At 52.3% G+C, this 11,892-nt stretch carries 15 protein-coding genes; 8 read left to right on the forward strand and 7 right to left on the reverse strand.

All coding sequences use genetic code 11. The features are described from left to right. Together WCE46_RS05750 and WCE46_RS05755 are read left to right on the forward strand one after the other, a co-directional pair. Nucleotides 1-415 (forward strand): class I SAM-dependent methyltransferase (locus tag WCE46_RS05750; RefSeq protein ID WP_424732747.1); only part of this gene is annotated, 415 nt, incomplete at its 5' end. A 97-nt stretch (nt 416-512) separates the two neighbouring features. Then, on the forward strand, nt 513-1,706 hold the full coding sequence (locus WCE46_RS05755) for a DUF362 domain-containing protein (protein WP_424732748.1): 1,194 nt from the start codon (nt 513-515) through the stop codon (nt 1,704-1,706). Nucleotides 1,707-2,008: 302 nt separating this feature from the next. Here the strand turns inward: WCE46_RS05755 and WCE46_RS05760 are convergent, their stop codons facing one another. Next, complete coding sequence (locus tag WCE46_RS05760) at nt 2,009-2,197, reverse strand: hypothetical protein (RefSeq protein WP_424732749.1); 189 nt, start codon at nt 2,195-2,197, stop codon at nt 2,009-2,011. Between the two features lie 481 nt (nt 2,198-2,678). Here WCE46_RS05760 and WCE46_RS05765 point away from each other — a divergent pair, with 481 nt between their 5' ends. Next, a complete protein-coding gene (locus tag WCE46_RS05765; protein ID WP_424732750.1) occupies nt 2,679-4,439 on the forward strand; it encodes an ABC transporter ATP-binding protein in 1,761 nt (586 codons plus the stop codon). 335 nt (nt 4,440-4,774) lie between these two features. On the opposite strand, the gene WCE46_RS05770 is transcribed toward WCE46_RS05765, so the two are convergent. Both WCE46_RS05770 and WCE46_RS05775 read right to left on the reverse strand, forming a co-directional pair. Then, nucleotides 4,775-4,939, reverse strand: a complete 165-nt coding sequence (locus WCE46_RS05770) for a hypothetical protein (protein ID WP_424732751.1) — start codon at nt 4,937-4,939, stop codon at nt 4,775-4,777. A gap of 67 nt (nt 4,940-5,006) precedes the next feature. Further along, nucleotides 5,007-5,864, reverse strand: coding sequence for an alpha/beta fold hydrolase (locus WCE46_RS05775; RefSeq protein WP_424732752.1), 858 nt, complete (start codon nt 5,862-5,864; stop codon nt 5,007-5,009). A gap of 148 nt (nt 5,865-6,012) precedes the next feature. Between WCE46_RS05775 and WCE46_RS05780 the strand changes: the two genes are divergently transcribed. After that, nucleotides 6,013-6,204: a hypothetical protein gene (locus WCE46_RS05780; RefSeq protein ID WP_424732753.1), complete on the forward strand. Its 192-nt coding sequence runs from the start codon at nt 6,013-6,015 to the stop codon at nt 6,202-6,204. 49 nt (nt 6,205-6,253) lie between these two features. Next, a complete protein-coding gene (locus WCE46_RS05785; protein ID WP_424732754.1) occupies nt 6,254-7,966 on the forward strand; it encodes a PAS domain S-box protein in 1,713 nt (570 codons plus the stop codon). A 110-nt stretch (nt 7,967-8,076) separates the two neighbouring features. Here WCE46_RS05785 and WCE46_RS05790 read toward each other — a convergent pair whose 3' ends face one another. After that, nucleotides 8,077-8,382: a HEAT repeat domain-containing protein gene (locus tag WCE46_RS05790; protein ID WP_424732755.1), complete on the reverse strand. Its 306-nt coding sequence runs from the start codon at nt 8,380-8,382 to the stop codon at nt 8,077-8,079. 786 nt (nt 8,383-9,168) lie between these two features. Here WCE46_RS05790 and WCE46_RS05795 point away from each other — a divergent pair. The 3 genes from WCE46_RS05795 (at nt 9,169) to WCE46_RS05805 (ending at nt 10,574) form a co-directional block, all read left to right on the forward strand. Continuing rightward, the gene (locus tag WCE46_RS05795) at nt 9,169-9,387 is read left to right on the forward strand and encodes a hypothetical protein (protein ID WP_424732756.1); all 219 of its coding nucleotides are present in this window, start codon (nt 9,169-9,171) and stop codon (nt 9,385-9,387) included. Then, the gene (locus tag WCE46_RS05800) at nt 9,380-9,619 is read left to right on the forward strand and encodes a type II toxin-antitoxin system YafQ family toxin (protein WP_424732757.1); all 240 of its coding nucleotides are present in this window, start codon (nt 9,380-9,382) and stop codon (nt 9,617-9,619) included. The genes WCE46_RS05795 and WCE46_RS05800 overlap by 8 nt, the downstream gene beginning before the upstream one ends. A 91-nt stretch (nt 9,620-9,710) precedes the next feature. Further along, nucleotides 9,711-10,574 (forward strand): RecB family exonuclease, encoded by an 864-nt coding sequence (locus WCE46_RS05805; protein ID WP_424732758.1) that lies wholly within the window; start codon nt 9,711-9,713, stop codon nt 10,572-10,574. Nucleotides 10,575-10,584: 10 nt separating this feature from the next. Here the strand turns inward: WCE46_RS05805 and WCE46_RS05810 are convergent, their stop codons facing one another. The 3 genes from WCE46_RS05810 to WCE46_RS05820 all read right to left on the reverse strand — a co-directional run. Beyond that, on the reverse strand, nt 10,585-10,869 hold the full coding sequence (locus WCE46_RS05810) for a PIN domain-containing protein (protein WP_424732759.1): 285 nt from the start codon (nt 10,867-10,869) through the stop codon (nt 10,585-10,587). After that, a complete protein-coding gene (locus WCE46_RS05815) occupies nt 10,820-11,032 on the reverse strand; it encodes a hypothetical protein (protein WP_424732760.1) in 213 nt (70 codons plus the stop codon). Before WCE46_RS05815 ends, WCE46_RS05810 begins: the two co-directional genes overlap by 50 nt. A gap of 276 nt (nt 11,033-11,308) precedes the next feature. Beyond that, a partial coding sequence (locus WCE46_RS05820) for an exonuclease domain-containing protein (protein ID WP_424732761.1) occupies nt 11,309-11,892 on the reverse strand: 584 nt, incomplete at its 5' end.

The raw sequence follows: 11,892 nt of genomic DNA on the forward strand, positions 1-11,892 counted from the left end.
GGTACAAACGCAGGAGATAAAAAACGTCCGGGCCCGGCGCGTTGACCTGGAGCAGGGGGACAAACTTGAGGGAGCGTTCGACCTTGCGGCGAGCAGCATGACCTTCCACCACATCAGGGACACCGGCATGCTCCTCGACCGGATCTACGGCGTCCTCAAACCCGCAGGAAAAATTGCGATTGCCGACCTCGATCTGGATGAGGGAAAATTCCACGACTCAAACGAGGGCGTGTTCCATTTCGGCTTCGACCGGCACATGATGAAGAAAGCATTTGAGTCCGCCGGTTTTGTTTCGGTGCGGAACCGGACTGCCGCGATCATGCAGAAGCCCGGGGCGGACGGGACGGTGCGGACGTTTACCGTGTTCCTGATGACCGGGGAGAAAGGGCGGGATACTCCGGATGATCCCCGGTGATCTCTTTTTTGGATGCCGGAAAAACATAGTATTTATCTCCCGGTTTCCAAACTGACACCTTGTTAATCACAATCTGTCAGTGGAGAGCGGTGCTGCAATGAGCGATGGCGAAAGTGTAAAAACAGTATCGGTGGTCCGGTGTGAGGACTACAACCGGGAGAAAACGTGCGCTGCAGTCAGGAAGGCAATAGATTTGGTCGGCGGCGTGGGCGCATTTGTCACCCCGGGCGAGAAGGTATTTTTGAAGTTCAACCTCCTCCAGGGGTCGGCGCCGGAGACGTGCATAACTACAAACCCCGAGGTTGTGTATGCCGTCGCAAAACTGCTCAAAGACCACGGCTGCGAAGTATTACTGGGTGACAGTCCCGGCTCCGGCTCGCTCTACTCAGAAAACAATCTCAAAAAGGCGTACGAGGTATCCGGGTACGATAAAATAGCACAGGATCTCGGCGTCCTTCTGAACTACGATGTGGGGTACCGTGAGGTATCGGCCCCGGGGAGCACCACGATAAAAAGGTTCCCGATCATCAGCCCGGCGCTGGACTGCGATGCCATCGTTGTTGTCTCAAAGGCAAAGACCCACTCGCTGACGTACCTTTCGGGTGCGGCAAAGAACATTTTCGGCGTCATCCCGGGACTGGACAAGCCCACGTACCACGCACGGCTCCCTGATCCCGTCGCATTCGGGAGGATGATCATCGACATCAACGATATCGTAAAGCCAAATCTGCAGGTCATGGATGCGGTTATGGGTATGGAAGGAGACGGCCCGCACGCCGGCACACCCCGGAAGATCGGGGCCGTGCTCGCATCCGGCAATTACAGTGCAATTGACGTTGCCACCTGCCGGCTCATGTCCCTTGACCCCCTGCGTGTACCGACCATCACCGCTGCAATCGAGCGGGAATACTTAAAGGGAGACTTAAGCGACATCTCCCTTGTCGGAGACAACTTCGAGGAGTTCATCGTAAAGGACTACCAGTGCCCCTCCACGTACCTCGGGCAGGGCAAAAGCGGCGGCAAATCCCACCGGCTCATGCGGCTCGTCTTTAAACTGGTAAACGAGTACCCGCCCCGGCCGGTAATCCATACCGATCGCTGCACACGGTGCATGAAGTGCGTCCGGAGCTGTCCGGTAAAAACCATCGCGGTGGTCGATACGCTGCCCCGTATCGGGTACAAGAAGTGTATCAAATGCTACTGCTGCCACGAGATGTGCGACAGCCATGCGATCACCCTTGAACGGACGCTCGCCGGTAAAATTCTTGCAAAAGTCGTGTTCAGGAAATAAATCGTTCACCCGGTATTAAGGTTGAGCCGGGCTTGGCGTGCCCGTGCAGTAAAGACCATGTCGCTCACGCAAGTGTGAACTGGCGTTTGTCCTCTCTTTTAAGAGACGTTGTTTGTGCGTATCGAGGCCGATCTCATCTTCAGTGGCACCATCCCCTCTTGAATAAATCGTGGAAGCATAGCGCGGATAATTGACACGGTGTGCAAACATCAGAACCGGAGCGGGACGGCAAAAGATCTTCTGGCGGCTCTGTACAGAAGAACTCATCCTGATTAAGTGGGTTTTTAAAAAGAAGATTACGATTATTTCGCCGGCGCTGACATTTCCGGTTTCTTCCACATCGCTTTCTTAAGTGCCAATATGATGACGAGGAGACCGGCAATTCCCAGGCAGATTCCTGTCACGTAGAGTGTTCCCATGCTCGTGATCCCACCAATGAGCAGGAAGACACCGACAAAAAACAACAATGCGACCATTACCATTTTACTCATATTCCTTCCTCCACTAACGTTTCAGCAGCCCGGATCATTGAGAGCGTAGTCAGTTTGAATGTAATAGTCTGTGGTAAAGCTGCCAGTCAAACTGTTTTGTCATCCCATACATAAAACTTACTTTTCGGTGCCCTGTTACCTTGTTGTGGGATCATCAATCAACGCCCAAACAAAATTCCAATCCCTCACCACGTTACCAGAACCCCACATTCCGGTGCCGGATATACTCCACGATCACGTCCCGGGATTTGTATAGCACCCGGTAAATAATCCGGGTTCCATCGCCCCTGGATCTGCCCGGGCTTGACAATTGCCGGACTGGCCTTTACTTTTACGGCAAACAATACCTTTATTCAGTCTTCTTCCTATATCCCGTTCTCAGGGATCCGCCTTCTGTAGTGAAATTCAGTGAACAAGGTAACAGAATTTGCGGAAGTATTATGCAAGGCAGAGCAATGATTACCATCAATATCCAACAAAAATGAGTGTCCTCTGGAAGTACCTCAAACCGCAGAGATGGCTCATCGTTGTCGCACTCATACTGGCGGGTATCAGTGAACTCTTAAACCTTGTCGATCCGCTGATTTTCGGGAAAATTATTGATGATTATGCCTTAAACCCGGGGAACAGCCCGGAAGAGGTACTGGTAAAAGGAGTGCTGTTCTGGCTGAGCGTGGCAGTCTCTGTCGCGGTGCTTGCCCAGGTCACAGCAACGTTCCAGGATTATTTCACCCGGCTTGCTGTACAAAAGTTCGGGATGCAGATCTTCAATGACGGGCTACAGCAGACGCTCCGTTTGTCCTATAATGAGTACGAGGAACAACGGAGCGGTGAAATGTTAGCCGTATTGCAGGATGTGAGGGCTGATACCCAGACATTCATTAACCTGTTCATCAACGTTGTTTTCTCGTCTGTTGTTGGGATCTGTTTTCTTATCGTGTATTCGATCACGATGAACTGGATGCTATTTCCGGTTTTTGTGACCGGTATTGTCGTGCTGGGAACGCTCACCGGGTTACTGAGTAAAGAGATCAAGGTGACGCAACGGTCGATCAACCTCCAGACCTACAAGATATCGGGAGCGATCACCGAATCCCTCCGGAATATCGAACTGGTCAAAAGTCTTGGCCTGACCTATCCCGAGATACGGAGGATCTGGGACCAGAACCTGAAGATCTTCAACCTGGAGATGATTAAGGTAAAAAGGATCCGCCTCTTGACGTTTTTACAAGGGGCGACGCTTGCCGTCCTCAAGCAGTCGATATTGTTCATCCTTCTCTGGTTGATTTTCCACAAAGTCCTCACTACCGGAGAATTGATCTCGATGCAGTTCATCTCCACGATCATTTTCGGACCGTTGCAGGATCTCGGGAATATCATTATCAGTTATAACGAGGTCGAGGCATCGGTGAAGTATTTCGATGAACTCATGCAGAAGCCCATCGAACTGAACGTGGAACATCCCGTCGAGATCGACGAGCTTGCGGATATCCGTTTTGACAATGTCGTGTTTCGTCACAAGACCGCACATTATAACGCCGTTGACGGGATCTCGTTTGAGGTAAAAAGCGGCGAGACGATCGCGTTTGTGGGGCCTTCGGGTGCCGGCAAGTCAACGCTTGTCAAGCTCCTGCTCGGATTATACAGTCCGGTGAGCGGAGAGATCTGGTTCAACGGGCATGCATCTTCACAGATCCGGTATAACCCGTTACGGCGGCAGATTGGTTTTGTTGCGCAGGATGCCCAGTTGTTCGGAGGAACAATCCGGGAGAATCTTCTGTTTGTCCAGCCGGATGCGACTGATGAGCAGATCATGGACGCATTACATAAGGCCGCGTGTGATAACCTGCTCGCCGGTTCTTCCCAGGGTCTCGATACGATTATCGGTGAGGGGGGAATGAACCTGTCGGGAGGCGAGAAGCAGCGTATTTCCATAGCACGGGCTCTGTTGCGTCATCCCCGCCTGTTGATCTTTGATGAGGCGACGTCTGCACTGGATTCGTTGACCGAGGAGGATATCACCAATACCATCAGGAATATTTCCACGAGCAGGGACCAGATCTCCCTTTTGATCGCACACCGGTTGTCTACGATCATGCATGCGGATGTGATCTATGTGCTGGAGCAGGGCAGGATTGTTGAGACCGGATCTCATGCAAGTCTTCTCGACCAGAAGGGCCTGTATTACGCAATGTGGCGCCAGCAGGTTGGTGAACGCAGGAATCCGGTGAACCGGGCGTAATACTCCCGCGAGCCGGACTCAAACGATCAGTGACATGTCCGGGGGAAGGTCGTTATTAATTATAAGTTCACAAGGATCTGATCCTTCCAGGTGTTTGTGCGTGCCATTTGAAATGTGAGCGTCACATTTGACCAGATGTGGACACTGCACGCAATCCAAAATAGTTTTCAGGGGCATTAGTTCCCATGGAGTTGCTCCGGGAGGGGACATAACCCAGTCGTTGAGTGAAAAAATATTTTCACTTGCAGAGAGGGGGGATGTGGGGTTACACGCGCCCAAAAATACCGGGGACTAACTCTTTTGGAATTTTCCGGCAATCTTTGTCCACGCTGTTTTTAAAAAAGAGCGTGTAAGGACTCATCTGTCCCGCTCACATCACACGCTTTTTTTAATCCGGCAAGGCTGATGGTGCCATCGTCCCGCCGCTCTGCCACCATCGCAAGATCGTGGAGATCTTCCCGGATATCTGTACCGGATGTTAGCATTTTAGCAGATTGCACAACCATCAGCATCCTGATCCTGGTATTTAAAAAAATCCGACAATTATTTTAACGAAAAAAAATGGGTTTAGTACGGCGGCGTCTCGTTGTTCCCAAGGAATGTGAGCGTTGTCTCTCCATACTCAACGGGTGCGTACCTCGAGCCGATATGCGGGAGGTCCTTGAACTCCACAAGCCATGAACCGTTGATCTGGCCCGCGATCTGGTGCGTCACGTTCGGGGGCGTGAGGATATCATCGGTACCAACCGCAAGCATCACGCTCTTGTTGATTCCCGAGAGCTGGTCCCAGGTGCCATTCCACGCAAGGTTTGCCTCAGCCTCTTCTTTCACTCCTTCAGATGCGGTGGGATTGAGGGCCGTTGCGTTGATCAGCGCATAGAGCACTCTGGTGTCGGGCGTCCGTATGCTGTAGGTGACGGATTCGAGTACCAGTTTCCGGACCCGTTCGGGATGATCGATCACCAGCTGCTGGCCAATCGAGGACCCCATCGATGCCCCGTACACGTTCATGCTCGAATAGTCAAGCGCGGGCATCAGGGCAGCCGCATCGTCCGAGTACTGGGAGATCGCCGGCGTTGCATTTGTATCGCTGCTGTACCCCATGCCCCGGTTGTCGTAGATGTACACATGGTACTGCGAAGCGAGGATCTCAAGGAACGTCCCGTTCCACATAGTATCCATGGTGCCGTTGAACCCGCAGATCATCAGGAGTGGTTCACCGGACCCGAACTCGCGGTACCCGATCCTGACCCCGTTCGCATCGGCGTACTGGACAGGAAGGGAAGTAACGGATATTGCAGGAGCCGGTGTAACCACGGGGGCCGCTCCTGGTGTGCTGGTCGTCGTGCTGCCCGTACACCCGGCAGCGAGGATCACAGAGAAAAGAACGGCAATTGCAAGGAAACAGGAGGTCAGTTTCGTCATAAGAGCACCACCCGGTCGATGGAGAGGGGATAATGCATACTCGGAGTGTGGAGATATGAACGTTGTTATTTTGAGGTTTTTTTAGCGTTTCCGGCAAAAATATTTGGGGGGATACATTTTTTGTCCTGCCAGTGATATCCTCCAACCAATGAATGCCAGAATGCCGATCCTTCTTGCCGGTGCAGTTCTGTTTGCGGTCCTTGCTGTTGTTGCTGCAGGCTGTACCGGGACCGCATCTTCCCCGGTGGCTACAGATGCTTTCCCGGCTGATCCGGTTTTTTTAAGGGTACCATACTGCGGATACCTGCCGCAAAAAACAAAAACCCGGACCGGTGCGTGAAATATTTATCATATCATGCCGTAGAATATAGTCTGATTTAACATCGGAGATGTCCGTGAACATATTTGCCCTTCTTTCCATTGTAAGCGGTGTCCTGATCTTATCACTGGGGGTCTTTGTTTTCGACCAGAACCGGAAAAGCCCCCAGCACATCATTTTTTTATTCCTGTGTGGGTTTGCCTCATGGTGGGCATTTGCAGAATCTATGATGCTTGGGGCAGAGAGCTTTGCAACGGCCGGTTTCTGGATGAAAGCGACTGCGTTATGGACCTTTGTACCCCCGCTCGCGCTCAACTTCATCGTGGTTTTTACCCGGCCGGACTCCTGGAAAAATGAGAGATGGATCTATCCGATCCTCTATGCCCCGGCCCTTATATTCTGCTGGATTGAACTTACGAGCAGCCTGATCACAACCGCCCCTATACAGGCATTTGGCGGATATGTCTTTGGGTATTCCCGGCAGTCCCTTTTACCCCTCGTGGAGATCTCCTGGGGGGTTATCATCGCGATCCTGGCAATGCTGCTCTGTGTACAATTTTATTTTACCACAACCGATCACCGGAAAAAACAGCAGGCAAAATATATCATTGCAGGGATCGGCATTACCGCTGCCTTCGGTATCCTGACCCAGCAGATGCTGCCGGGACTCCAGTTTCCGATCCCGGATTTAACCTCGGCTTCATTCCTGTGCTTTACCGGTTGTGTCGGGTACGCCATCTGGAAGTACAGGCTCTTTATCCTGAACCCTGCGACGGTGGCAGACAATATCCTTTCGACTATGACCGACGGGGTAGTCATCCTGGACCCGGAGGGGAATATCGTTGCGACAAACCAGGCTCTGTCCACCATGGTGGGCACGGTAAAAGAACAGTGTGTCGGCCGGCCGGTCAGCGATCTCTTCTATCACGAATCTGACAAGGCAACGATTGTCGCGATGATCCTTGCGCAGGGATCGCTCTCCGATTATGAAACAACATTCCGTTCAGAGGAGGGAAGGGCAATCCCGGTCAGTTTTTCCGGGTCGGTTATCCGGGATACGGACGGCAGCGTTGCCGGGTTTGTCGGCGTTTCGCGGGATATCACCGAACGCAAACGGGCAGAAGAAGCCCTTGGCCAGGCCAGAAAAAAACTCAACGTGCTCAATGCCATCACCTTTTCCGATATCCAGACTACGATCTTTTCCCTGACGGGATATCTCGAGCTGGAAAAGTCCATGCCGGCGGGTGAACGCCAGCAGCGGTTCATTGATCGGGAGATCGAGCTCGTACAGGTCATTGCCGATTCCCTGAAATATGCAGAACTGTTCCAGAGCCTTGGCTTAAAGTCACCGGTCTGGCAGAATGTCGGCCAGTCGTTCCTTCTGGGGATCTCGCACCTGGATATTTCACACCTGTCCCGGCGGCTCGATGTCGAACATGTGGAGGTTTATGCCGACCCGATGCTTGAACATGTCTTTTTAGCTCTTGCCGATAATATCCGCGAGCATGCACCGACCGCAACGGAATATTCCTTTACGTATACGGAAAACCTGCAGGGGCTCGTCCTCGTTTTCAAAGACAATGGGCCGGGTATCCCTGCGTCCTTAAAAGAGAAGATCTTTGAACGGGAATATTGCAGGAGAAATGAGATCGGCCTGTACCTCTCCCGCGAGATCCTGTCCATCACCGGCATTTCCATCCGTGAGACCGGCGAAGAGGGAAAAGGCGCACGCTTCGAGATCCTCGTTCCTCCCGGGGCCTGGCGGAAAACGCGGCAACCATAAGGTCACAACGGGGAGACGCGGTTACTTTTTTTTGACAGGACAAAAAGGAGTGCGGGGCCGGAAGTCCGGGGATTATCCCGCCGCCCGCGGGCTCACGCTTGCGCACACGTTCATTTCAGATCGTCGGCCATTACCTGTTTTATCATCTCCATCGCTTCCTGGATGGTCTCGCGTGCATCCTCGCGCTCGATCCGGTAGAGTTTCTGCAAGGGACCAAGAGCCCGGGGATCCCCGAGCATGCCCAGTGCAAAGGCAGCTTTCAACCGTACCCGTGCATCGTCATCCCACAGGGTGTCAATCAACGGCTCCACGGCCCGGGGATCTCCCAGTCTTCCCAGCGCTTCCGCCGCATTCCACCGCGTCCCCTCATTATCATCGGAGAGCTTTTCGATCAAGACTTCAAGGGTATTCGACATTGTCTATCACCTTTGCCAGCAGGGCTATTGTTCCTGTCCGGGTCATGGCAGGAATCCTCCAGGATCCCGTATGCATCTGGGGGTACTTTATTTTTCCCGTTTTTTCGGGTTTCATTGGTTCCCGGTTGTCTCGCAGATCGTGAGCCGCCGCTGTCAAATTTAATCTGAAACACGCGAGGGACCGGTCGATAACTCCCGCAGCCCGAAAGCCCGAACCCGGCGATCGTGGTGGGCTTGAGGCCGGCGTGATGCTTGGGCGAGAAACAGACCGGGACAATTTTAGAAAAAGAGGGCCGGTAATTTTCCGGGCAAGACTGCGGTATTTTTACACCCCTCCAAAAAATCCACTCTCCGACGGCAAAATCCCGCCCCAAATCACCGTTTTCCTGCAAAAATACTCCCTAAAAACCGCCGGATTCCGACCCTCTCAGGAAACGGCCGCTATCGCGTTCCTGCGGCAGATCTCCCTTCGATCGGGCCCAACTATGCCGGAAATGAAAGAACGGCCGATATGGCGATCGAAATTCGGGGGCAGATACGCGATATTTCTGCAAAATGGCTCCGTATAACTGACTTTCGGATGGGTCCCGAATCCGGGCGTTTTAAGAGGTTTTCCGGGAGAAAACGTGGGGAATCCGGGGCCGTATCGGGCGTATTTTCGGGGTGGGGGAAGGGTGATCCATGGGTCTATTCCTGAATATTTGATCTCACGTCATACGGTTAAATGCTCTTTTTAGAGCACAATAACTTTGTAGGGCAACACCAATTATGGTACAGGAGCATTCTATGGGAAGCGAAGCGGTATCGCTCAATACAGTTCTTGAGTACGTCGATAAGCTCGATATTGAAGACCAGCAGTACGTCCAGGAAATTATCCGCAGCAGGCTTATCGAGAAAAAGCGTTCGGCAATTGTACTCCGGGCAAAACAGGCAAAAACGGCATGCAAAAAACACACGAGCCGGAGCGGAACGGCTAAAGATCTTCTGGCGGATCTGAATGGTTGAACTCGTCTGGGATGAGCGGTTTAAAAAAATCTACAAGAAGTGGTCCCGCCAGCATCCGGACTTAAAGGTGCAATTCGCCAAAAGAATTGTGCAGTTCGAAGAAGATCCTTTTCATCCCTCCTTAAAGACCCATTCCCTGAGCGGTGTCCTGAAAGGTCTCTGGTCATTCAGGATTAACCTTGCGAACACCGGCTTGTTTTCGATTTTGCTGATGAGAGCCGGACAAAAGTAATCCTGATCGATATCGGATCGCACGAAGAGGTCTATTAATAGTTTTATTGAAACACGCACAATTATTTTCCTTCCATCCCCAACAGAACCCTATGGCTGATCTGGATCCCTTCTTTTCCAAAATCAATTCCTGGTCCTTTACCCGGCACCGGGTCTGGAACCGGTGCCAGCGGCAGTACTATTACGAGTACATCGCGCCGTACGTGAAAACCGGGGCGGTCGTGGATCCGGAAAAAATACGGTGGCTCAAGAACTTCACGTCCAAGTTTGTTGTCCAGGGCCAGCTCATCCACGATATCATCGACCAGCAGATCCAGCTCCACTGCGAGAACAAGCCGATGGATCTTGCCGGGGCACTGGCTGCGTTCTCGAAAAAGGTATCGCGCTACAAAGATATTGGCGGCGAGACCTTCACCGAATACCACAACGGCGAGAAGATCACGGGTGCATTTTATACTGCCATCGAGGAAAACGGGAAGACGTGCCTGCACACCTTCTTTGGCAAGTGGCCGGACTACACGACCCGGGAATGCCTGCGGCACGAGCAGTTCGATCATTTCAGCATCGGGGACGTCGGGGTAACGGTCAAGGTGGATTTTGCCGGGAAAATGCCGGATGGCACGCTTATCCTTACCGACTGGAAGACCGGCAGGGACGATGACGAGTACGAGACGGAGCTCCAGATGGCGGCCTACGTGCTCTGGGCACACGAGTTTTACCAGAAAAGTGCCGATGAGATCAAAACCGAACTCGTGTTCCTGAAGACCGGCGCGACAAAGCCGTACTCGTTTTATCTGGAACAGTTACGCGAGGTGGAGGAAAAGATCCAACGGGAGTTCGCGGCGATGAATGCCTCGTATGTGTATGGGGATTTTCCGGCCCGGCCTTCCCAGCGGGAGTGTATGAGTTGTAAGTTTGCGGAAGTATGTCCGGAGGCAGATGCCGGGAGGAACTGATGAGGATTTTTCAAATTTTGATACGGCACGGATTTTTCACTTTCGAAAAATCTCTGTCAAATGTTGCGATCTTCGGGATGGCATGCTCGATACAGGTCGCGGCAATCAGTGCATCGTTGGGGAGGAAGGCATAGTCCCGGGCAGTCTTTTCGATAAGTATGAGGTTCGACGTATCCGGTACGATTACAAGCCCCGAAAAAATTTCGTTTACGTTGCGGATAAATTCGTCGGCAAACCCGTAGCCGTTATCCCGGATATGTTTCTTGAGATCCGGTCCCGGTGATCCCGAATTCATCTTCTGCGATCAGCCTGAGCCCGACAAAGAAGGTTTCTTCATACACCGACATGCTTACAGCACAGGCGCCCGGGAACGATGAGAAAAAATCACGGGCTTTCTGTGTCGTATCGGTCTCGATAAGGAGCGGGATAATAAAAGAAGTATCTGGGAAGAGGTCCATGACTCATCCCGGAGAGCACTGATGCGATCCGATGTAAGTTTCTTCTTTAACCGGATAGGCTCAAAACTGAGCTTCTTTTCGATGGTCACCCGGATCCGCTCACCTTCTTTGAGTTGGATCTTTCCCACCGGTTTCTAGAACATTATCCTCATAGATGCATTCGATTGCCCTGACCATGCCGGTTCACCTAGTATACGTGGATCTTGGTGGCGAATTATAATAGCGTTTGTGTACAGGAACGAAACGGTTTCCGACCGGCCAGCCCTTCCCATTACATTATCCCTGTCCGATAATCCCCCGCTTTCGTAATTCAAAATAGCACCTCGCACACGCTTCCACATCAGCGCCGGCATTATGGCTGCCGGTGAATTCTTCCTGGAACAACTGCAGGTGCAGCTCGTTTAAGGTCGGCCACTTGTATCCCCTGCCGGATTTTGAAGGAAGTTTACACAGGGAGACAACCTGCGGGGTTTTCATGGTGCAAAATTTTTGTTTTTCCGCGAGATCTGTTTCGAGCCCGCACCGCAAAAATTCAGTCGTGACGATCGGCAGGTCAAAATCGAGATTATGGGCAACGACCGTTTCCGCTTTCTCTACATCGGCATTGAACTGCGGGAGCACCTTAAAGAGCGACACGCCTTCAGTTTTCGCCCGCTCGGTCGTGATCCCGTGAATCCGGGCAGAGTCCATGGGGATGGAAAAGTCCGTCGGGTAAATGATGAAACTGTTCCGGCTTTCACGGTTCCCGTCGCTGTCGTACAGCGACCATGCCAGCTGGACGACCCGGGGCCATTTTTCGACGGGGTCGTTTGTTGCGGAGTATTTTGGGAGGCCGGTGGTTTCGGTGTCGAGGAAGAGGA

Source organism: Methanoregula sp. (assembly GCF_049690535.1).
Lineage (GTDB): Archaea > Halobacteriota > Methanomicrobia > Methanomicrobiales > Methanospirillaceae > Methanoregula.

Coding starts and splice junctions, on each gene's coding strand:
- WCE46_RS05755 (WP_424732748.1), top strand. CDS start 513: ATGAGCGATGGCGAAAGTGTAAAAACAGTATCGGTGGTCCGGTGTGAG.
- WCE46_RS05760 (WP_424732749.1), bottom strand. CDS start 2,197: ATGAGTAAAATGGTAATGGTCGCATTGTTGTTTTTTGTCGGTGTCTTC.
- WCE46_RS05765 (WP_424732750.1), top strand. CDS start 2,679: ATGAGTGTCCTCTGGAAGTACCTCAAACCGCAGAGATGGCTCATCGTT.
- WCE46_RS05775 (WP_424732752.1), bottom strand. CDS start 5,864: ATGACGAAACTGACCTCCTGTTTCCTTGCAATTGCCGTTCTTTTCTCT.
- WCE46_RS05780 (WP_424732753.1), top strand. CDS start 6,013: ATGAATGCCAGAATGCCGATCCTTCTTGCCGGTGCAGTTCTGTTTGCG.
- WCE46_RS05785 (WP_424732754.1), top strand. CDS start 6,254: ATGTCCGTGAACATATTTGCCCTTCTTTCCATTGTAAGCGGTGTCCTG.
- WCE46_RS05790 (WP_424732755.1), bottom strand. CDS start 8,382: ATGTCGAATACCCTTGAAGTCTTGATCGAAAAGCTCTCCGATGATAAT.
- WCE46_RS05795 (WP_424732756.1), top strand. CDS start 9,169: ATGGGAAGCGAAGCGGTATCGCTCAATACAGTTCTTGAGTACGTCGAT.
- WCE46_RS05800 (WP_424732757.1), top strand. CDS start 9,380: ATGGTTGAACTCGTCTGGGATGAGCGGTTTAAAAAAATCTACAAGAAG.
- WCE46_RS05805 (WP_424732758.1), top strand. CDS start 9,711: ATGGCTGATCTGGATCCCTTCTTTTCCAAAATCAATTCCTGGTCCTTT.
- WCE46_RS05810 (WP_424732759.1), bottom strand. CDS start 10,869: ATGAATTCGGGATCACCGGGACCGGATCTCAAGAAACATATCCGGGAT.
- WCE46_RS05815 (WP_424732760.1), bottom strand. CDS start 11,032: ATGGACCTCTTCCCAGATACTTCTTTTATTATCCCGCTCCTTATCGAG.